The sequence below is a fragment of the Gluconobacter sp. P5H9_a genome (assembly GCF_018812085.1).
Taxonomy (GTDB): domain Bacteria; phylum Pseudomonadota; class Alphaproteobacteria; order Acetobacterales; family Acetobacteraceae; genus Gluconobacter.
Genome location: NZ_JACRVW010000010.1, coordinates 74,633 through 94,567, shown reverse-complemented (window position 1 = coordinate 94,567; position 19,935 = coordinate 74,633). Strand labels below are relative to the sequence as shown.

22 protein-coding genes, 1 tRNA gene and 1 rRNA gene are annotated in these 19,935 nt (G+C 52.8%); 18 read left to right on the top strand and 6 right to left on the bottom strand.

Annotation, left to right across the window (positions count from 1 at the left end; genetic code table 11):
* Positions 1-129: 129 nt before the first annotated feature.
* The 3 genes from rrf (at position 130) to bfr (ending at position 2,128) form a co-directional block, all read left to right on the top strand.
* A 5S ribosomal RNA gene (rrf, locus tag KP708_RS10910) occupies positions 130-244 on the top strand.
* Positions 245-294: 50 nt separating this feature from the next.
* A tRNA-Met gene (locus KP708_RS10905) sits at positions 295-371 on the top strand.
* Positions 372-1,639: 1,268 nt separating this feature from the next.
* Positions 1,640-2,128: a bacterioferritin gene (gene bfr / locus KP708_RS10900; protein ID WP_202208028.1), complete on the top strand. Its 489-nt coding sequence runs from the start codon at positions 1,640-1,642 to the stop codon at positions 2,126-2,128.
* 48 nt (positions 2,129-2,176) lie between these two features.
* Here bfr and KP708_RS10895 read toward each other — a convergent pair whose 3' ends face one another.
* Both KP708_RS10895 and KP708_RS10890 read right to left on the bottom strand, forming a co-directional pair.
* Complete coding sequence (locus KP708_RS10895; RefSeq protein ID WP_215751118.1) at positions 2,177-2,407, bottom strand: bacterioferritin-associated ferredoxin; 231 nt, start codon at positions 2,405-2,407, stop codon at positions 2,177-2,179.
* Between the two features lie 88 nt (positions 2,408-2,495).
* Complete coding sequence (locus KP708_RS10890) at positions 2,496-2,969, bottom strand: Lrp/AsnC family transcriptional regulator (protein ID WP_202208029.1); 474 nt, start codon at positions 2,967-2,969, stop codon at positions 2,496-2,498.
* Positions 2,970-3,080: 111 nt separating this feature from the next.
* On the opposite strand from KP708_RS10890, the gene alr reads away from it, so the two are divergent.
* The 5 genes from alr (at position 3,081) to KP708_RS10865 (ending at position 7,430) form a co-directional block, all read left to right on the top strand.
* Complete coding sequence (alr, locus tag KP708_RS10885) at positions 3,081-4,205, top strand: alanine racemase (protein WP_215751109.1); 1,125 nt, start codon at positions 3,081-3,083, stop codon at positions 4,203-4,205.
* A gap of 126 nt (positions 4,206-4,331) precedes the next feature.
* Entirely contained in the window at positions 4,332-4,778 is a 447-nt protein-coding gene (locus KP708_RS10880) for an Rrf2 family transcriptional regulator (RefSeq protein ID WP_202208031.1), read from the top strand.
* 237 nt (positions 4,779-5,015) lie between these two features.
* Complete coding sequence (locus tag KP708_RS10875; protein WP_215751108.1) at positions 5,016-5,333, top strand: DUF2849 domain-containing protein; 318 nt, start codon at positions 5,016-5,018, stop codon at positions 5,331-5,333.
* Positions 5,330-7,003 (top strand): nitrite/sulfite reductase, encoded by a 1,674-nt coding sequence (locus KP708_RS10870; RefSeq protein ID WP_215751107.1) that lies wholly within the window; start codon positions 5,330-5,332, stop codon positions 7,001-7,003. The genes KP708_RS10875 and KP708_RS10870 overlap by 4 nt, the downstream gene beginning before the upstream one ends.
* Positions 6,990-7,430, top strand: a complete 441-nt coding sequence (locus tag KP708_RS10865; RefSeq protein WP_202208034.1) for a DUF934 domain-containing protein — start codon at positions 6,990-6,992, stop codon at positions 7,428-7,430. The genes KP708_RS10870 and KP708_RS10865 overlap by 14 nt, the downstream gene beginning before the upstream one ends.
* Here the strand turns inward: KP708_RS10865 and KP708_RS10860 are convergent.
* Positions 7,427-8,476, bottom strand: coding sequence for a CorA family divalent cation transporter (locus tag KP708_RS10860; protein ID WP_215751106.1), 1,050 nt, complete (start codon positions 8,474-8,476; stop codon positions 7,427-7,429). The genes KP708_RS10865 and KP708_RS10860 overlap by 4 nt on opposite strands.
* Before the next feature lie 178 nt (positions 8,477-8,654).
* Between KP708_RS10860 and trpB the strand changes: the two genes are divergently transcribed.
* Both trpB and trpA read left to right on the top strand, forming a co-directional pair.
* Complete coding sequence (trpB, locus tag KP708_RS10855) at positions 8,655-9,881, top strand: tryptophan synthase subunit beta (RefSeq protein WP_086633068.1); 1,227 nt, start codon at positions 8,655-8,657, stop codon at positions 9,879-9,881.
* Positions 9,878-10,690: a tryptophan synthase subunit alpha gene (gene trpA / locus KP708_RS10850; RefSeq protein WP_215751105.1), complete on the top strand. Its 813-nt coding sequence runs from the start codon at positions 9,878-9,880 to the stop codon at positions 10,688-10,690. Before trpB ends, trpA begins: the two co-directional genes overlap by 4 nt.
* Positions 10,691-10,762: 72 nt before the next feature.
* Here trpA and KP708_RS10845 read toward each other — a convergent pair whose 3' ends face one another.
* A complete protein-coding gene (locus tag KP708_RS10845; RefSeq protein WP_215751104.1) occupies positions 10,763-11,326 on the bottom strand; it encodes an HdeD family acid-resistance protein in 564 nt (187 codons plus the stop codon).
* Between the two features lie 272 nt (positions 11,327-11,598).
* On the opposite strand from KP708_RS10845, the gene accD reads away from it, so the two are divergent.
* Together accD and KP708_RS10835 are read left to right on the top strand one after the other, a co-directional pair.
* On the top strand, positions 11,599-12,468 hold the full coding sequence (accD, locus tag KP708_RS10840) for an acetyl-CoA carboxylase, carboxyltransferase subunit beta (RefSeq protein ID WP_046900304.1): 870 nt from the start codon (positions 11,599-11,601) through the stop codon (positions 12,466-12,468).
* Positions 12,468-13,790, top strand: coding sequence for a folylpolyglutamate synthase/dihydrofolate synthase family protein (locus KP708_RS10835; RefSeq protein WP_215751103.1), 1,323 nt, complete (start codon positions 12,468-12,470; stop codon positions 13,788-13,790). Before accD ends, KP708_RS10835 begins: the two co-directional genes overlap by 1 nt.
* Here KP708_RS10835 and KP708_RS10830 read toward each other — a convergent pair.
* The gene (locus KP708_RS10830) at positions 13,766-14,080 is read right to left on the bottom strand and encodes a hypothetical protein (protein ID WP_215751102.1); all 315 of its coding nucleotides are present in this window, start codon (positions 14,078-14,080) and stop codon (positions 13,766-13,768) included. The genes KP708_RS10835 and KP708_RS10830 overlap by 25 nt on opposite strands.
* 121 nt (positions 14,081-14,201) lie before the next feature.
* On the opposite strand from KP708_RS10830, the gene KP708_RS10825 reads away from it, so the two are divergent.
* Positions 14,202-15,716 (top strand): replicative DNA helicase, encoded by a 1,515-nt coding sequence (locus tag KP708_RS10825; RefSeq protein WP_215751101.1) that lies wholly within the window; start codon positions 14,202-14,204, stop codon positions 15,714-15,716.
* Between the two features lie 534 nt (positions 15,717-16,250).
* Here KP708_RS10825 and KP708_RS10820 read toward each other — a convergent pair.
* A complete protein-coding gene (locus KP708_RS10820; RefSeq protein ID WP_202208040.1) occupies positions 16,251-16,643 on the bottom strand; it encodes a helix-turn-helix domain-containing protein in 393 nt (130 codons plus the stop codon).
* Between the two features lie 106 nt (positions 16,644-16,749).
* Between KP708_RS10820 and KP708_RS10815 the strand changes: the two genes are divergently transcribed.
* The 5 genes from KP708_RS10815 (at position 16,750) to KP708_RS10795 (ending at position 19,918) form a co-directional block, all read left to right on the top strand.
* Positions 16,750-17,058, top strand: coding sequence for a transcriptional regulator (locus KP708_RS10815; RefSeq protein ID WP_202208041.1), 309 nt, complete (start codon positions 16,750-16,752; stop codon positions 17,056-17,058).
* Positions 17,058-17,570: a hypothetical protein gene (locus tag KP708_RS10810; protein WP_215751117.1), complete on the top strand. Its 513-nt coding sequence runs from the start codon at positions 17,058-17,060 to the stop codon at positions 17,568-17,570. The genes KP708_RS10815 and KP708_RS10810 overlap by 1 nt, the downstream gene beginning before the upstream one ends.
* Positions 17,571-17,765: 195 nt before the next feature.
* A complete protein-coding gene (locus tag KP708_RS10805) occupies positions 17,766-18,143 on the top strand; it encodes a hypothetical protein (RefSeq protein WP_215751100.1) in 378 nt (125 codons plus the stop codon).
* A gap of 28 nt (positions 18,144-18,171) precedes the next feature.
* On the top strand, positions 18,172-18,621 hold the full coding sequence (locus tag KP708_RS10800; protein ID WP_215751099.1) for a hypothetical protein: 450 nt from the start codon (positions 18,172-18,174) through the stop codon (positions 18,619-18,621).
* Positions 18,602-19,918, top strand: a complete 1,317-nt coding sequence (locus tag KP708_RS10795; RefSeq protein ID WP_215751098.1) for a phage terminase large subunit — start codon at positions 18,602-18,604, stop codon at positions 19,916-19,918. Before KP708_RS10800 ends, KP708_RS10795 begins: the two co-directional genes overlap by 20 nt.
* Positions 19,919-19,935 lie beyond the last annotated feature (17 nt).

The window sequence follows — 19,935 nt, the reverse complement described above, 5'->3', positions numbered from 1 at the left end:
CAGTAATGCATGCAGCTAACCGGTCCTAATCGCTCATACTTCTCACATCAAACACATGCACAGAAATCAGCCACACTCATAAAACACCAACCTCCACCCACTCTCAAAAAGACTGGGTGGGCTAGAAGACCTGGTGGCCATTGCGAGGGCCCTACACCCGATCCCTTCCCGAACTCGGCCGTGAAATCCCTCAGCGCCTATGATACTGCACCTCAAGGTGCGGAAAAGTCGGTCGCCGCCAGGTCCCCTAGCCCACTCATAAAAACTCCCACACACCAACATCACATACACCACCGCGGGGTGGAGCAGCCCGGTAGCTCGTCAGGCTCATAACCTGAAGGCCGCAGGTTCAAATCCTGCCCCCGCAACCACACCAATACAGTTCTAAAACCCCCGCTCTCTCACCGAGACAGCGGGGGTTTTCGTGTTGCGAGAAGGCGGGATGAAAAATAAACATCAGGAGAATCAAAGGCTTCGTTTAGCAAGTTCAAATGGGATCGCTAAACTCGCAACTAATGGCTCTTGAGGGGAAGGCCTTAATGCAGCGACAAGCATGTCAAATGTAGGATGTTGCAGTGGGCGTGTACATAAAGGCAATTGTTCAGCGACACTAAAAGGTTCTCTAAAAGGTCACAATCAATACTTCGTCCGCTTCGAATATGACTAGAGAGACCAGCTTTTTTTGGCTGACGCTTGCGTCACTTTGTATCCACTATTTCGATTGATTCCGAACTCTGAGCTTCGCGCTGAAAGCAGTGTCGGTGCATATTTATTTCGATGCTTCCTGTTGCTCACGCGAAAATATTATATCATCAAATCCTGCCGCTAAATGGATAGTGGTTTGTCTTCGTCTGAAATAATGACGGCGAAATGCTGTAATTTATTTAACTATCTACGCGTCGAGAAAGAATTATATCAGCGTAAGAAATTCGCGTGGGATATCGTAAGAGTTTAATCATCAACCTATATGTCCTTTCCAACGCAGTAGATGCGACTGGTCGGCGTCATGATCGCTAAATTTACTGAAGGAAACGGAAAATCTGATCCAGGCTCTATAATGGAAAATGAAGGATGGAACGATCTATATCGATTAGTGGACAAACAGATGGATCGCTGTGGGGATCCACGCCAAGATGCGAATTATCGTCCTGCATCGCCTCACGCTGTTGATCTCAATGGTCCGCGCCGACAGGAGGCGCTAAACGATATGATGGCGGACTGGGTTTGATGTTGACTTCTTCGACCCGACTTTAGAGGAAAAAAGGTTAGCCTCTCTATTACAGGTCGGAGATAAAGTAGGAATCCATCAAACATGCCAGACGTTTTCATATCCTAATCGATCGTTTGAAGATTTTATGGCCTTTTACCATATACTGGGATAGATGTTCGACTATCGATTTTTCTGCAATTGGCGCCTTCTTTAGGGTTAATTATGTTTGTAAAAACTCTATGGTTTGTTAATACTTGAAATTATAATTTCTAAATTATGTTTCTATGGAAATTTTGAAGACATTTTTTAAATAAAAATTCTAAATGAGAATGTATATTAATTTTATCAAGTGTATAACTTAATTATTTTTGTTATTTACTTGATTGTGGTGTATGAACGGATGATCAAGATAACGAAGAGGATCTTCCTGTGGCGATTAAAGACCCTAAAATCATCGAGCATCTGAACACGCAGTTGACCAACGAGTTAACGGCCATCAACCAGTATTTCTTGCATGCACGGACGTTGCGTCATTGGGGCGTGACGCTGCTGGGTAAAAAAGAATACGAAGAATCCATTGAAGAAATGCGTCATGCTGACTGGCTAATCGAGCGCATTCTCTTCTTGGGCGGGTTGCCTAATGTTCAGCGCCTAAATCAAATTTTGATTGGACAGAGCGTTGAAGAGATTCTGGAATGCGATTTAAAGCTTGAGAAAAAAGCTCTCGAAGATCTGCGTGAAGGCATCGCGTATTGTGAGAGCGTACGGGATTATGTTTCTCGTGATCTTCTTCTTAAGATTCTCGTGAATGAAGAAGAGCATGAAGACTTTATCGATCGTCAGTTCGATCTGATTAAGCAGGTTGGAATCGAGCGGTACATTCAGACCAATTCCGCAGCAGCTCCTGATCAAGACTGAATGCTTCGAAAATGCTCGGTAATCCCGGGCATTTTTTAGTTCTCTAAATTAACAGTATGCAGTTTGTGTCGGTGGCTGTGCAATTTTCGTATTGGCTAGACCGAGATTTCGTCGCTCCTGAATGGCCTGTTTCAAAAGGCAGACCATTTCTGGAACGCAGTTCCCACACTGAGCACGGCACTTCTTGGCGGTGTAAATTTCAGAAGGTCGGGAGGCTCCAGCATCAATGGCCGACTCGACGTCTTTGTGGGAAAGTGCGTTACATGAACAGATGATCATGAGCTGCTCGTAGCGTCCTATCATGAGGCAATAATTTCCCATACCTTAAATGAGATTAGTTCGCAAATGCAGTTCGATTAAAATTTGCTTATTTTGTTTGGCTAATGTTTTGAGTGCTCCAACGCTGCACAACGGGCCTGATGGCAAAATTGCTGTGAATACGGATCACACCCGGGAGGCGAGAGAGTTCCTCTTTGTGGATTCGTTCGTAGTCTGCCAAGTCCCGGGCTGCCACATGCAGAAGATAGTCTGCTTCACCAGTCATCAGGTAGCACTCACGAATGTCGGCGCATTCCTTAATGCGTGCTTCAAAGCGTCTTAGAGCTTCGTCCGTCAGGCGTTCCAAAGTTATCTGTACAATGACTGTTGTCAGGTTATGTACGGACCGATCGTCGATGACGGCATGGTAACCTCGGATGATGCCTTTCTCTTCAAGCATTTTGACACGTCGCAGGCATGCTGAGGGTGAAAGACCAACGCGTTCCGCGAGGTCTGCATTGCTCATACGGCCGTCATGTTGCAGAAGGCGAAGAATGGATTCGGTGGTGCGATCGAAGATCATGTCACAATTTTCCGTCTTCCTTGGTTGTATGCTGCATATATAACGTTTGAGACTGAAGAATATGCTGAATTTATGCAGGAAATTTCATTTCGATTTGCGATAGGGTGACGTATGACGATCTTATCAGCTCCCCACCTTTGGCCTGCCTCCCGGGCGGGTGCCACTCTTGTGGTCGATCTCAAGGCTATCGCCAGAAACTATCGCTTTTTGAGGGATAAGGTGGGAACGGCAATTTGTGCTGCTGTTGTGAAAGCGGATGCCTACGGGCTGGGTGCTGAGCAAGTCGCGCCTGTTCTCGAACGGGAAGGCGCAAAAGAGTTTTTTGTCGCACATGTTGATGAGGGAATTGCTCTGCGTCAGATCGTCTCATCAGAGACTCGGATTACGGTTCTGCATGGGCCGCGGCCGGGAGCGGCAGCTGAGTGTGCCTATTTCGGGCTCCGGCCGGTTCTGAACAGTCTTGAACAAATAGATCTCTGGAAGCGCGAGGCTGTGCGTGAAGGGGCCGTTCTGGAGGCCGTTATCCAGGTTGATAGTGGTATGTCCCGTTTCGGTCTTTCCTGGGGGGACGTCCAGAGGCTCTCCGAGGACAAAAGTCTTCTAGAGGGGATCCGTCTTGGACTGGTGATGAGTCATCTGGCTTGTGCCGACGATCCATTCAGCGAGGCGAACCAAATGCAGTGCCAAAGATTTCGAGACATGGCTGCATTAATGCCTGCGGCTCCTTTAAGTCTCTCGGCTTCCTCGGGAATATTCCTTGATAGGGATTACCATATGGATTTGGTCCGGCCTGGTGCGGCTCTTTATGGAATCGCTCCTAATGCTGAAGCTCCTAATCCTCTGCAGCAGGTTGTTTCGCTTCGCGCACGTGTCCTTCAGTTACGTGATGTGGGAGTGGGCGATGCTGTTGGGTATGGTTTGACCTACCGCCCTGGTGAACCACGCCGTATTGCGACTGTGGCTGTGGGATATGCGGATGGTTTTTCCCGGCATAATAGCGGTACGGGTTGTGCATGGTTGGGAGATATTGCGTTGCCCATCGTCGGGCGCATCTCCATGGATTCTTTGGCGCTGGATGTGTCTGCTGTTCCGGAGTCTCAGCTACATGCGGATATGTATGTGGATCTGATTGGGCCACGCAGAAGCGTTGATGATGTGGCCGCATCTGCGGGAACTATCGGATATGAAATTTTGACCTCTCTAGGTGGGCGATATTATCGCGAATATGTGGAGTAGAGTCATCCGATTGGAGCTGTAATCCCGTTTCAATGATTGACAGGGCTGTTTGAAAGACCCAAATACACGAATGAGCATCGCAAGTTGTTCAAGTGCCCTTTCTTTTGCGTTGAATTCGGAAAATTCATGTATCTTCGCCGCGATCGTGCCCTGACAGCTGTTTCAATCATGTTGGATGTTGCTTTTCACGCGGGGCGTTCCGGTGTGGTGAGTGGCGCGGATATTGCCAAGCGGGGTAATATGCTGCGTCGCGGGATTGAGCCTGTTCTTCAGGCTCTTTCAAGAGAAAAACTTCTGGATAGTGTGCGAGGCCCCAAAGGCGGTTATCGGTTGGGCCGTCCGCCGCGGACGATTACCGTGCATGAAATTGTTCAGGCCGTTACAGAAGAGCATACCCCGGATGGTGAAGCCGCCAACCCGTTGATAGAAAAGGTTCTTGAACCTTTTTGGGCGTCAATGAATGTTGAACTGGCCAAAAAGATGGATGCTGTGACCTTGGAAGGGTTGCTGCGTCAGGCCGAGGAAGCGGGAATGCAGAGACCTAATCGGGCTCCGATATCATTCTCGATATAACTATAATAATTAGTTATAAAAAATTATCACTAAATTTTGTTTATTGAGGTTGGATAATTCACCATAATGGATCATTATTTGATTCGTTATGGTGAATTTTTCGTTGCTACGGTCAGTCCTTTTTCATTCGCAGCATCACGTTGGGAAGATCTTCGGAGCTTCTTTCGAGGTCATGCAAGGGGAAACCTGCGAGTTGATGGTTTATCCTATGTCAGTTTCGTTCCTGCGGAGGGCATCATGAAACGACCAGTTCGTGTTGGAGCGGGTGAGAAACTTGTTCTGACGGCTAATCGCCTTCTGGACGGAAGAATCGTCTGGCGCAGCCATGATGGACATTGGACGGCCAAAGTTGCTGCGGCGGAAAAACTGGATGCTGACGCTGTGAACGATGTTCTTGAGAGTGTTCAGGCGCGTGCTCAGCACGATGGCGTCGTAGGTGTTTATGAAGTGGCTGTACGCGATGTTGATCCTCCAGAACCTGTGACGGTGCGTGAGCGAATTCGGGCGCATGGTCCGACTGTACATCCGGAATTTTCAGTGGAGGCCGGGCAATGAACGCTCCAGTTGGCCATTATCAGTACGACCAGATTGACCGCGATTTTCTGGCCGCGCGCATCGACGAATTTTCCGAGCAGGTGACGCGTCGTATCGATGGAAGTTTGAGTGAAGACGAGTTCAAGCCGCTGCGGCTGATGAATGGTCTGTATCTTCAGCTTCACGCTTACATGCTGCGGGTCGCTATTCCGTATGGCACGATCGACAGTCAGCAGATGCGGATGTTTGCGCATATCGCACGTCGGTACGATCGTGATTATGGGCACTTTACCACGCGTCAGAACATTCAGTTCAACTGGATAAAGCTGGAAGAAACTCCGGACATTCTGCGCGATCTGGCAAAAGTGGATATGCATGCCATTCAGACCAGCGGCAACTGCATCCGGAATGTGACGTCTGACGAATTTGCAGGGGCAGCTGCGGATGAAGTCGTAGATCCGCGTATCCATGCGGAAATTCTCCGCCAGTGGTCCACACTTCATCCCGAATTCACGTTCCTGCCGCGGAAATTCAAGATTGCTATTTCTGGCAGTCCGAATGACCGGGTGGCAGCCCGTTTCCATGATATTGGGATTCTGGCCCGAGCGGGGGCGGATGGCCGTCCTGTCTTCCGGATCTTTGTAGGGGGAGGCTTAGGCCGTACGCCTATTATCGGGCAGGAAATTTTTGATGCGGTGCCTGAAGAGCGACTGCTTGCAACGCTCGAAGCAATTGTTCGCGTCTATAATGCGCATGGCCGTCGCGATAATATCTACAAGGCACGGATCAAGATCTTGGTTCAGGCTCTGGGCATTGAGGCTTATCGTGAGGCCGTCGAAGCTGAGCTGCAACAGATGGATTTGGAGCATTACCGTCTGACGCCTGAAATGGTGGATGCAATCCGCGCGCGCTTTGCTGTGCCGGAACTATCAGCCCCGGATAATGCGTCTCAGGAGCTATCTGCCAGACGTGGGGCCAATCCGGAGTTTGACCTCTGGGTTCGAAGCAATACGCATCCTCATCGTGATGCCGGTCATATTATTGCGGTTGTTTCTCTGAAGCCTGCCGGGGGAATTCCGGGAGATGCGACGTCTGCCCAGATGGACCGTTTGGCCGACTTGGCTGACGAATATTCCTTTGGCGAACTGCGGATTACGCATCTTCAGAACATTGTTCTGGGGCATGTTCGACAGGATCGACTGTATGATCTGTGGCAGGCCCTGAAAGAAGTGGATCTGGCATCGGCCAATATTGGTCTGATCGGTGACATCGTGGCCTGTCCTGGACTGGATTACTGCGCACTGGCAAACGCGCGTTCCATTCCGATTGCCCAGAAGCTGGGTGCTCGGTTTGGGGATGCCTCTTTGCAGGCGGAAATCGGAGCGCTGCGGATTAATATCTCGGGTTGCATCAATGCATGCGGCCATCACCATGCAGGTCATATTGGCTTGCTTGGTGTGGACAAGCGTGGGGAAGAGTTCTTCCAGATTACTCTGGGCGGCCGGGCAGAGAACGGCGCATCCATTGGAACAATCTTGGGCCCGGCGCTTCCGGAAGACGATACGGTTGATGCGATTGCCCGGTTGGTGGATTGCTACCTTGGTGTAAGGCAGAAAGGGGAGACGTTCCTCGATACGTTAGATCGACTCGGGGACGTTCCTTTCAAGGAGGCGGCTTATGAAACTGTTTGAGCTGAATGAGCGTCCTGCCAAGTTTCATGAGGTGTTGGTAACGCTTTCAGAGTTGGCAGAGAACACAGACGCACGCGCTGTTCTTCTGGATATTGCTGATGATGCGACGGCCCTGAAACCGTATCTCAATCGACTTGAGCTGGTTGTTTTGCGCTTTCCGATCTTCCGTGATGGGCGTGTGTTTACGCAAGCGCGGGAGTTGCGGGAGTACCTCCGCTTTTCGGGAGAAATTCGTGCGGAAGGGCATGTTCTTCCAGATCAGGCGGCCTTCCTCAAGCGGTGTGGCGTAGACAACGTCGTTTTGCCGGAAGGAAGTGATGTGGAACTGTGGGAAAAACAGCTCCATCGTTTCCCGGTGGCATATCAGCGCTCTGTTCTGCCTTTCCGACCCGTTGAGGGTGGTTTGCGGGTTGAAGAAGACTCCTAACGGGTTCCGAACCATCCACGGCGCCAGAACCAGAAGAGTGGCAGGATGGTGGATAGAACCATCAGGGTGAGCCCGTAAGGGTAGCCATATTTCCAGGTAAGCTCCGGCATGTCCTTGAAGTTCATGCCGTAGATACCTGCGATCAGGGTTGGCATAATCCCAATTGAGCTGGCGACGGTAAGAACCTTCATGCCGTCGTTTTGTTCGATGCTGATGAAGCCTAAAGTCGCATCCAAAAGGAATTGGACCTTGCTGACGATCTGGGCATCGAAGTCGCTCAGGGAGGCAATGTCGCGGCCTGCGACTTTGAGGCGTGATTTGAATGTGTCAGCCGGGGTTGGTGATTTTCCAGCGGTGTCTCTGGCTGGAAGGGGAGAAGTGCCCTGATCCTTGGCCTTTTGCAGGCTCTGACTGATATAATCTTCCAGATAGATACGAACACGGTCGATCCCGAGAAGGCTGTCCCGGACTGTCGAGGCTAGGTCGCCCGCATAGCCAAGGCGCCGCAGGGTTTCCCGGAGCATTGCGCCGACGCGCATACGGTCTCGGGGCTGCTCTGCATTGAAAACGCGACGGGAAATGGTGTCGAGCGTGCGCCCCAGGCCTTCGAGGATGTCAGCCAAGCGGTTGATGATTTCTTCGAGAAGCTCAACCAGCAGTTCTGTTGAAGACGGCGAGACCTTGCCTGCCGGGTATTCGGCCAGTTTTCCGCCAACGAGATCAAACGCGAAATAGTCCGTATAGCGGACCGTGATGATTCTCTTTTCCGTCAGGATGAAGCCGACGGGTTTGGAGAAGGAGATGTCATCCGCGCGGCGTACCAAGGGGGTGGAGAGATAGAGGCAGTTGTCTCGTTCATAATGGCGGGATGAGCTTTCGATCTCTTCCAGTTCTTCCAGTTTAGGAATGTGAACCCCAAGGAGTGTCTCAGCTTTTGTGATTTCATCATGTGTTGGATTGATGAGGTCAATCCAGTTCGTGGCATTGATATCGACGTCCGGGCCGATCTCGCGGGCCGGTGTGCCGGCAGGCCGGGCGAGAAGCATTAGAGAAAGATCCTTGGTCGGAGGCAGGAGGTGTTCTGACTCATGTCTTGAGGATGCGCTCTGTGCAAGGGGGCTCTAAAGAATTCGGCCAAGGTGGTTTCTTGAAAAGGGTGTGGATGGACGTTCCCGTCTGGCCTTGGTATCGCTGGTTAGCCCTTTAAGCGGAACAGAGCCCGGTATGACGACCCCTTCATCTTCCTTGTCTAATTCCCTGCGTTCCGGACCGGACGAGCGCGGCCGGTTTGGCGTCTTTGGTGGACGCTTTGTTGCGGAAACGCTGATGCCTCTGGTTCTTGAACTGGAGGAGGCGTATCGCGCGACGCAGGCTGACCCAGCGTTTCGTGAGGAGCTGGACTACTATTACCGGGACTATGTTGGCCGTCCGAGCCCGTTGTGGTTTGCGAAGCGCCTGACGGAAGAGCTGGGTGGTGCGAAGGTTTATCTCAAGCGTGAGGAGCTGAACCACACGGGTTCGCATAAGCTCAACAACGTCATGGGGCAGATCCTTCTGGCCCGGCGGATGGGCAAGACGCGGATTGTGGCTGAGACGGGCGCTGGCCAGCATGGTGTGGCGACGGCGACGGTTTGTGCGCTCTTTGGGTTGAAATGCGTCATTTACATGGGCGCAACGGATGTTGAGCGCCAGAAGCCCAATGTATTCCGCATGCATCTGCTTGGGGCTGAGGTGAAGCCGGTGACGGCTGGGGCCGGGACACTCAAGGATGCCATGAATGAAGCCATGCGCGACTGGGTTGCGAACGTGGCGGATACATATTTTCTGGTGGGCACGGTTGCGGGGCCGCATCCTTATCCTGAGATGGTTCGTGATTTCCAGTCCATCATTGGTACGGAAGTAAAGGAGCAGATTGTCCGGGCTGAGGGGCGTCTGCCGGATGTTATTGTTGCGGCCATTGGCGGCGGCTCAAACGCAATGGGGATTTTCCATCCGTTCCTTGATGATGCGGATGTGCGTCTGATTGGTGTGGAGGCTGCTGGGCTGGGACTGGATTCTGGCAAGACGGCGGCATCCATCTCTCGTGGGCGTTCGGGTGTGTTGCATGGCAATCGGACGTATCTGCTTCAGGACAAGCATGGTCAGATCGAAGAGGCGCATTCGATCAGTGCGGGGCTGGATTATCCGGGGATTGGGCCGGAGCACTCCTGGCTGAATGATATTGGCCGTGCCGAGTATGTTGGTGTGACGGATCAGGAAGCGTTGGATGCGTTCCAGCTTCTGACGCGGACGGAAGGCATTATTCCGGCTCTCGAATGCGCCCATGGACTGGCGCATGTCATGAAGATTGCGCCGGAGATGCCGAAGGACAAGATCATCGTGCTGAACGTCTCCGGCCGTGGAGACAAGGATATCTTCACTGTGGCGAGCCATCTGGGAGTGAACCTGTGAGCCGTATCAAAGCCCGTTTTGAAGCCCTCAAGACGGAGGGACGGGGTGCACTGATTCCGTATCTTCAGGCGTTTGATCCGGATTATGAGACCTCGCTGGAGCTGCTTAAGGCGATGCCAGCTGCGGGGGCGGATCTGATCGAGATTGGTGTACCGTTCTCCGATCCTTCAGCGGACGGTCCGACGATTCAGGCTGCGGCACTGCGGGGGCTGAAGGCTGGGGCGACGTTGGGTGGCGTTCTGGGGATGGTTCGGTCTTTCCGGGAGACCGATGCTGAGACGCCGATTATTCTGATGGGGTATCTGAACCCGATTGATAGCTACGGGCCAGCGGAATTCTGCTTTGATGCGGTTCAGGCGGGTGTGGATGGTATCATTGTTGTGGATATGCCGACGGAAGAGGCGGATCTTCTGGATGCTCACGCGCGGGCAGCCGGGCTGGATATTATTTCTCTCGTGGCGCCGACGACGTCTCGGACGCGCCTGTTCCATGTGCTGAAAGATGCCTCAGGCTTCGTTTATTATGTGAGCATCACGGGGATCACGGGGACGGGCAGTGCCAGTCAGGCGCAACTTGAGGAAGCTCTTCCAAAGATTCGGGAAGCGACGGATCTGCCGGTTGCGATCGGGTTTGGGATTTCGACGCCTGAACAGGCGCGGACGGCATCCCGGATTGGGGATGCGGCTGTTGTGGCGTCTGCTTTGATCAAGACGATGGCGGGAACGTTGTCTGAGGGGCAAGCGACGGAAAAGACGGTTCCATCCGTATTGAAGCAGCTTATTGAGTTGTCTGCGGCTGTTCGGGGTTGAAACCTGTTTCAGGTGGTGATTTTGGAGCGCATCAGGGGACTCTCTGATGCGCTTTTTTTATTTGCAGTCTGATCAAGTGCGATTGCGCAGTGACATACCAAAAAGAATGGCAGATGCCCCAGCCATCAGAAGCTCGATGGCAATCAGGGTTCCGATTAGCCAAAAGCCTGACCACGGCAGTGTCATGTAAAGAAGGATGCCGATCAGGAGCGTGAAGATGCCACTGACGGCGAGGAGGCCCCAACCACCTGTTGTGCGGTGCCCGGCGGCCCAGAAGGCACGGCTAAGGCCTGCGAAGATCAGACAGCCTGCAAGGATGGCTGTAATGAAGACCGATCCGGTAGCGGGCTCTTCGATGAGAAGAAGGCCGCCAAGGATGTAAAGTCCGCCAATCAGGCCGGAAAGCCATTGGTTGGGCAGGGGGAGCCCGCGATGCGCGAAGCTCTGCATGATTTGGGCGATTCCTCCGATAATGAGCAGAATGCCCAGAAGCACCATGCTAGCAAGCGTTGTAGCAACCGCATCAAAGGCCGCCAGAAGCCCCAGGACGACCAGGAAGGCTCCCACGCCGATGAACCATCCGGGTTTCAGGCCTGACTGAGGGGAGAACTGCACGGTATTGAAACTGTCGGACATTGGGGTTTCTCCGGACGGGAACAATAGCCCGTCTGTTCACTGATTTTGCCTGATTAAACCGCGGGGACGCTCATTGGTTGCAGGTGATCGCGGTGCGTGTTCCTTAAGGGAGATGGTGCCATATTTTTGCGAGGGTGGGCACAGTTCTGTATGGCAAGGCTGGCATAAATATGCTGGCAACGCTAAAACGCGCCGATTATGAATGGCCTGTACAAGAGCCTTTCCCCATTCTGGCCTTCGTCCCGAAGGCAGGCAGAAAGTAACGAGACGACATGAGCTGGCTGACCGATTACGTCCGACCCAAGCTGCGTGGCCTGCTTCAGCGGGACGTGCCGGATAATCTTTGGACAAACTGCGAGTCCTGCGGGCAGATGATGCTCGTCAAGGAAATGGAGCGCTCTCAGAAGGTATGCCCGCATTGTGGGCATCATATGCGTGCGACGGCAAAGGAGCGTCTGGCCTGGACTTTCGATGGTGGCGAATATACGACCATCGAGCTGCCGAAGATGCCGGTTGATCCGCTGGGGTTCAAGGATTCCAAACGTTACACCGATCGTCTGAAGGACGCGCGAAACAAGTCTCATCTTGATGAGGGGCTTGTGGTCGCACATGGCCGAATTCAGGGGCAGAAGGCTGTGGTGGCCGTCATGGCGCCTGAGTTCCTGTTGGGAACGATGGGAGCAGGTCTGGGTGAGGCTTTTGTGGCGGCCTGTCGTCTGGCTGTTCTTCAGAAGGCCCCGCTGGTGATTTACACGGCTTCCGGCGGCGCGCGTATGCAGGAAGGCGCTGTCAGCCTCATGCAGATGCCGCGTACGACGATTGGCGTGCAGATGCTTCAGGAAGCTGGTCTGCCCTATATCGTGGTCTTTACGAACCCGACGACCGGGGGCGTGTCAGCGTCTTTCGCAATGCTGGGTGATATTCACATTGCTGAGCCGAACGCGCTCATAGCTTTTGCTGGTCCTCGTGTGATTCAGGACACCGTGCGCGAGAAACTGCCGGAAGGTTTCCAGAGGTCCGAGTACCTGCGTGAGCACGGGATGGTTGATATTGTTGCAAAGCGCTCCGAGCTGCCTGAGCTTCTGGGACGTGTTCTTGGTATGCTGACACGCCAAAAGGCGGCTCCGGACGTCGCTGCCTGATGGGTGCCCAGAAGGGGGAGCCGGTCCGTCTGGCTGGTGAATATCAAGGACGGCCGGGCGAGGTTCTTGCCCGGTTGCACCAGTTATATCCCAAGCTGATTGATCTTTCTCTTGGGCGGCTGGAAGTTCTTCTGGCTAAGCTGGGTCATCCCGAATTGCACTTGCCGCCAGTCATTCATGTTGCTGGTACGAACGGCAAGGGGAGCACATGCGCCAATCTGCGGGCGATTGCCGAGGCAGCAGGTCTCAGCGTGCATGTGATGACCAGCCCGCATCTTGTGAGCATTACTGAGCGGTTTCGTCTGGCAGGGAAGCTGGTTGACGAAGATACGCTGGTGGATGCTTTTGAAGAGGTTGAACGCGTTAATGCAGGTGCGCCCATTACCGTCTTCGAGGTTTTGACGGCCGCAGGTTTTCTTCTTTTCTCCCGCATCCCTGCTGACCTTGTCATTCTTGAAGTGGGTCTCGGTGGACGGCTGGATGCCACAAATGTGGTTCCTAAGCCTGCTGCGTGTGCCATCACGACAATCAGTCTGGATCATCAGGCCTTTCTGGGAGAGACCCTGGAAGCCATTGCTGGAGAAAAAGCTGGGATCATCAAGTCTGGTGTGCCTGTCGTTGTCTCTCCGCAGGCTCCAGAGGCGTTGAATGCCATTCGGCAGCGTGCAGAGGCTTTGAAGGCGCCGATGTGGGTTTTGGGGCAGGATGTACACGTTCGGGTGGATGGTCTGACGCTGCATTATTCTGACCCCGAAGGTAGCCTTGAATTGCCCTTACCGGGGTTGAAGGGGCCGCATCAGGCGACGAATGCTGCTCTTGCGATTGCTGCGCTGCGGGTGTCTGGGTTGAATATTCCGTTCGGCGCCTATGAGGGCATCGCCAGAACTGATTGGCCTGCCCGGTTACAGCGATTGAGCGGAACGCTTGCTGCTATGCTGCCAGATGGGTGGGAGCTTTATCTGGACGGTGGTCATAACCCGGGTGCTGGTGAGGTTCTGGGGGAAGTGCTTGATGGTTGGAAAGACCGGCCTGTTCACATCATTGCCGGGGTCAAGCAAAGCAAGGACGTGATTGGATTTCTCAAGCCCCTCTTGGCGCGTGCAGCAAGTGTTCAGGCGGTTGCGGAAGTTGACCAGCATCTTGCCACGCCTGTGGAGGAGCTTGTTGCTGCGTCTGGTGGTATCGCAATTGCTGGGCCGACGATTGTCAAAGCTTTGGAGCGTTTGGCCGAAAGTGGGCAAGAGCCCGCACGCGTGCTGATTTGCGGTAGTCTTTATCTTGCGGGCGTTGCTCTTGCTCAGGATGGTTGGGTTTCTGTCTGAGCGAAGTTCTGTCGGACCAGGTCATCCCATTCCTGCATAATGGTCTGGTCCGGCATTCTGGCATCGGCTCTGGAATACCAGTAGCGGGCGTTGGCCAGATCTCCTTCCTGTCGGTGAAGAAGCGCGTGAATACGGTCGTTTGGTCGTATGCCTTCGGCTGATTGCACCAGTTCGTGTGCTTTGGCCCAGTTCTGTTTTCCAATCCACCAAAGTGCTGTTTGAGAAAGAGACAGGCCGCTAGGCGGACTGGTGTTCTTAAGGCTGTCGTAGAACTGCTCTTTTGAGATCATGTCCCGCGTCCTGATGTAGCGATTGAGAGGCTGACAGGACTGAAAACGTTTTGTCTCGGCAGGAGATGCACATTGAGGCGCTGCTTCTGGAGGACGCTGATGGTAAAAGACTGTCGTGACTATGATCGAATCCTTTCCCTCTCCAGTTGCGTCTGACGCGTCCTCTGATGATGGGGGGCTAGGCGCGCTCCTGCGTCGTTCTCCGCCAGCGAATATCGCGGCAGAGCAGGCGCTTCTCGGAGCTATCCTGACCAATAACAAGGCCTATGAGCGGGTCTCGGATTTTCTGGAGCCCGAGCATTTTGCCGACTCGGTGAATGGTCGGATTTATGAGGCTGTGGCCCGTCGCATTGAGCGTGGTCAGCTCGCTGATCCCGTTACGATGAAGGCCGAATTCGAGCACACGGGTGTGCTGGATGCTGCCGGCGGACCTGCGTATCTCGCCAAACTTCTGACCGCCATGGTGGGGATCGTCAATGCCGGGGATTATGGTCGTGTTGTTCACGATGCATGGGTTCGCCGTCAGCTCATCGATATCGGAGAGACAGTTGTAAACAATGCTTTTGGTGCGCGGCCTGATCTGGATGGTAGTGATCAGATTGCGGCTTCTGAAGAGGCGTTGTTCAAACTTGCGACTGAACGTGGTCAGGAGGGTGGGTTTGTCTCGTTTGGCAAGGCTCTTACAGGGGCTATTGATGTTGCTGAGAAGGCGTTTTTGCGGACGGGCGATGTTGTTGGCCTGACGTCCGGACTGCGAGATCTGGATAAAAGGACGGGTGGGTTGCATCCGTCTGATCTTTTGATTCTCGCTGGGCGTCCGGCCATGGGAAAGACGGCGCTGGCAACAAAAATTGCGTTCTCGGCGGCGCGTTCGATCATGAGAGACGCTGAAGAACGTGGAGAAAAGCCTCACGGCTCGGTCGCTATCTTCTCTCTTGAAATGTCATCCGAGCAGCTGGCGACACGTATTCTGTCGGGCGAAGCAGAAGTCTCGGGTGAAAAAATTCGTCGTGGTGACATTGGGCAGAAAGAGTTCGATCGTTTTGTCCGTGTGTCCCGTGAGTTGCAGAAATTGCCACTCTACATTGACGATACGCCGGCTATCTCCCTTTCTGCGATGAGAACGCGGTGTCGCCGGTTGGCGCGAACGCAGGGATTAAGTCTGGTAGTTGTGGATTACCTGCAATTGATGCGTCCGGCGATCGGGACCAAGCCGGATAGTCGCGTGTTGGAAATTTCGATGATTACACAGGGTCTGAAAGCAATTGCGAAAGAGCTTTCAGTGCCGGTTATCGCATTGTCTCAGTTGTCACGTCAGGTCGAATCCCGTGAAGACAAACGACCGATGCTATCGGATCTTCGTGAGTCTGGCTCTATTGAGCAGGACGCCGATGCTGTGATGTTTGTTTATCGCGATGAGTATTATCTGCAGCAGCGGATGCCGAAAGATAGTGCTTACGACAGTAATGAGAAGTTTCAGGCGGCAACTGAGGAATGGCAGCGGAAAATGGCGCTTGTGCATAACAAGGCAGAACTGATTCTCGAGAAGCAGCGACATGGTCCGACGGGGATGGTCCAGTTGTACTTTGAGGGAGAGTATACCCGGTTTGGAGATCTGGATACGATCCACGAATAAGAATTGAAAGCGGTCTTCGGACCGCTTTTTTTATGGCTTTTGGGTAGTCAGATTCGATCTTAAGCGACAGTCCATTTTAGAGGAAAACCGATTTCCCGGATTCACGAAACGGATGAAAAACAAGAAATATTTTGTTGTGTTTTGTTTTTTAACACCAAGAAAAATTGGAAAAATTTTTACCTCTGCCAAGAGAGTAAGTTACGGAAATCAGCAGTTTTCATCGCTCCAGAGGGAACTCATCCAGGGGGACATTGGAAACAATGTCGACCATGGAATGAGCTCCTATCAAACCGAGCAATGGCAATGAGCCATATTTGCTTCTTGACCCAGTGGCATATTGCCATTAATTTATCGTTAATCGGCGGTTGTCGTGGGGATGGCTGCTGAGGAAGGAAGGGGCCCGGTTGAATGCGTAGTGTTTCGCTGATAGCTGGAAACGTTTCTGATTTGTTCATTCCATCGCCGAGGCAGGTTTGCTGCACTACGACGAATGGGGGAGCGTTCGAATGCGCATGGAAGTCAGCGAAGATACTATCAGTGCAGATCCTCGTCTGGTCTCATGGGCTGATCAGGTATGCCGGAAGTCGTGTTTTTGTCCATGTCGAGAGCCATGTCTTGCCGCTGGAGCACCAACTCTGGGTGCAGGGCAGCCAGCCGCAGGGCCAGTTCTTCGTCGGTACGACCGTTCAGGACGCCTTTCAGAAGAAAATCTGTCGAAACGCGGAGCCGGTTCGAGAGAGCGGCGATGAGGAAGACGCTGGGTGCGCGATCGCCACGCTCAATCTTGTTGAGGGTGGAGGCATCTACTCCCAGCAGTCTGGCACACTCGCTCTGGTTGGGAATAACGAGTTCCCTGGCCCAGGCGATACGTGTTCCGATAGCTCGCTGGAGGATAGTCAGGGAGTCCGAGCGCTTGTGTTTGGCCATGTGGCCTTTTTAGCAATGGCTTTATGCCAAATCCAGAAGAAGTTTTTTTTCTTATTACCTATGGCATTTTGCCACAAATCAAGTTTGCATCGTGAAGGAAGTAAGAATGAGGCAGATGAGTGAAATCCAGACTCCTCGCCGGGTATCTGCCAATGCCATTGCAGCCATGTTGGCGGCTGATAGCTGGAAACCTGCTTACAAAGAGGCGCGTCATCGTTCGATCCGCAAGGCCAAAAAGATTGCAAAAGTATCTGGCGGCACTGCAAAGCGGCAGGTTGTAGATCGTGAAAGCGCTGAAGCTTTACCGCCAGGGCATCCTGTGAGTTGGAACGCTTTGTGGGGTGCTGATCGTGTTCCGCAGTTTCCTGCCTTGCCCCCAATGGGAGCTTCCGCGATTTGGGAAAGTATTCATTGATGCAAGCGTTAATTCAGGAAGTTTCGCCGGTGGTTGCTGCTGGGCATATGAAGCCTACTCCGGAACGGCTCCAGCATCATGAGATCGTGGAGCGAAATGGGGTTCATCGCGTCGTTAACACAGTGCACTCCATGTATGAGGCGGGTGATATTGGCGACGATGAGGTTTCGGCTGCAGATCGCTGGTATCGGGAGTATCTTTTCGCAACCATTGGTATTGTTGAAGAAAAGCCGTCAGATGGTCGTTTTCGTGAGAAAGGCGATGTGCATACGTGGATGATTGGACGCGGCAAGTGTTCGGTTCGGATTGCGGAAATTCGTGAGAGGCTGGGATTGTGCGGACATGTGCGTCTTGAAATGATGCTGGCCCGAGAGATGTCTTTTTCTGCGATGGCGCGCCATCTTTATCCAGGTCTTTCTGAAGGGCGGGCGCGTATGAAAGTTTCGGCGCAATGTGCGCTATTGCTTGAGCAGCTCTCGCATGCGTATGAAAGCATGAAAAATAAAAACTAATAATAATATTAAAATTTTTCAGAAAAATTGTTGAACATCGAACGCAATTATTGCATAAGAAAGATACATTGAAGATATTTTATTTCAAAAGGTCAAACTCTTATTGGGTTTGGCCTTTTTTATTTGGAAGATTTTCTGGTGTTGGAACGATTTAAGATTTCTCCGGGATCAGTTGTTCTTTCCGGTCGACAAGTCATGATTGTTATTCTTACCGATGGTTTGGATGTCATTGCATGTCCGGTTGTGAATGCTGAGGAAGCGATTCATCGGGCAGATTGCTCTCTTGAATGGCATGAATTGGTGGAGGCGGGACTCACACGGCTTGATGTGCGTTGTCGTGCCATTCCCTGCCGACGCAAGACGCTCTCTTTAAGGGCTATTGGGTGCGTAGGCGAGGCGACCAGAAGTCGGTTGGAAGTCTTGGCACGGCGAGAGCAGCGGTTGCGATTACAGGAAGTTCCCAAAACACATTTGCCAAAAAGAAAGCCCAGGCATGTTGGGAAAAAACACGAGGCTTGGCTGGGTGAATGGTCAATGAAAAGCCGACGTGAAGCAGGGCTGCGGCTCGATTGACGCTCAGGGTCAAAAAGGGAATGGACAGATGAGCGAGGCACATAGTGCGAAGCAACGGACAAGCTACGGGCGATCTCGTCAGCGCAAGGAGCAGTTTCTGAAGCATCTTGCCGCCAACGGAAATATTTCTGCGGCTGGCCGCTTTGCAAATGTTCAGAGAAGCACTCTGTATCACTGGAAAGAAACGGATCCCCAGTTTGCATCTCTTTGGGATGATGCTTTGGAGGAAGCCGCAGACGCCTTGGAGGCTGAGGCTCGGCGTCGCGCTGTTGAAGGATATGACGAGCCCATTACGTATGGCGGAAGGGTTGTTTGTGATCCGGAAACGGGAAGTCCGCTCGTCAGGAAAAAATATAGTGATGGTTTGATGGCCTTTCTTCTGAAGGCACATCGACCCTCTCGTTTCAAAGCTGGACATATTGACGACCAGGCTGGCGCTATTTCCATTTGCATTAGCCATGACGACAGAGCCCTTTAGACTGAATGATGCACAGAGTGAGGCTGTTCGTTTGTTGGGAGGGTCTGCCCGGCATATTTTACTGAGGGGCGGCTCACGCTCTGGCAAAACGTTTGTGCTGATTCGAGCTGTTGTTATCAGGGCGTTGAAGGTTTCGAACAGTAGGCACGGTATTTTTCGTCATAGATTAACGGCCCTTAAGGCATCTGTTTTGCGGGACACATTCCCGAAGGTTATGCGGTTCTGTTTTCCGCAGGTCCGGTGGAAGCTGGATCGGCAGGACTGTGTCGTGACGTTTCCCAATGGATCTACAATTCTGTTCGGAGGCTTGGACGATGAACAGCGCACTGAGAAAATTCTGGGTCTCGAATTCGCGACGGTCTATCTGAACGAAGCCAGTCAGATCAGTTATGGCGCACGGAATATGTTGCTGACGCGTCTGGCTCAGAAATGTGACCTGGTGAACCGCGAATACATTGATGCCAATCCGCCTAGTGTGGGGCATTGGCTGTACGCGCTGTTTGAATTGGGAATAGAGCCAAAGTCGGGACAACCAATCTCGGATCGTTCCTTGTACGGCACGATGATTCTGAATCCGCATTCCAATCGGGATAATCTGGGAGATGATTATCTTGCGGCGTTGGAAGCATTGCCGGAGCGGGAGCGGCGGCGATTTCTTCATGGTGAGTATCAGGTCGCGGTTGAAGGGGCTCTTTGGCGGATTGAATCGTTTCGGCGTGAAGCGGCGGTTGCGGCTCAGACGCGGACGGATATTGCGTCACGCATGCGGCGTATTCTGGTGTCGGTTGATCCTTCGGGAGCATCTGGTCCGGAAGATTATCGATCTGATGAAATCGGAATTGTTGTCTGTGGCGTGGATGCTGATGGTGTCGGACATGTTCTGGAAGATCTCTCTGCCAGAGACAGTCCGGCAGGGTGGGCGGCACGGGCGTTGCATGCGTTGGATGACTGGCGGGCTGAGCGGATTGTCGCCGAGAGGAATTTTGGCGGTGCTCTGGTAGAAAATACCATTCGAAGTGTGCGCGCGACTGCGCCGGTTCGGTTGGTGACGGCTGCCAGAGGCAAGGCTGCGCGGGCTGAGCCTGTGGCGGCGCTCTATGAGATTGGCAAGGTGGTTCATCATGGGCGTTTTGAAGCACTTGAGGACCAACTCTGTCATTTCTCAGTCAGTGGGTATCGCGGTCCCCGGTCTCCGGATCGGGCGGATGCGATGGTTTGGGGACTGAGTGAACTGATGCTGTCTGGCAGCAGCAGTATGGCGGGCTGGAGTCCGTCGGGATTTTCGTTGGCGCGCTGACCAAGCCTTTGGGCTGC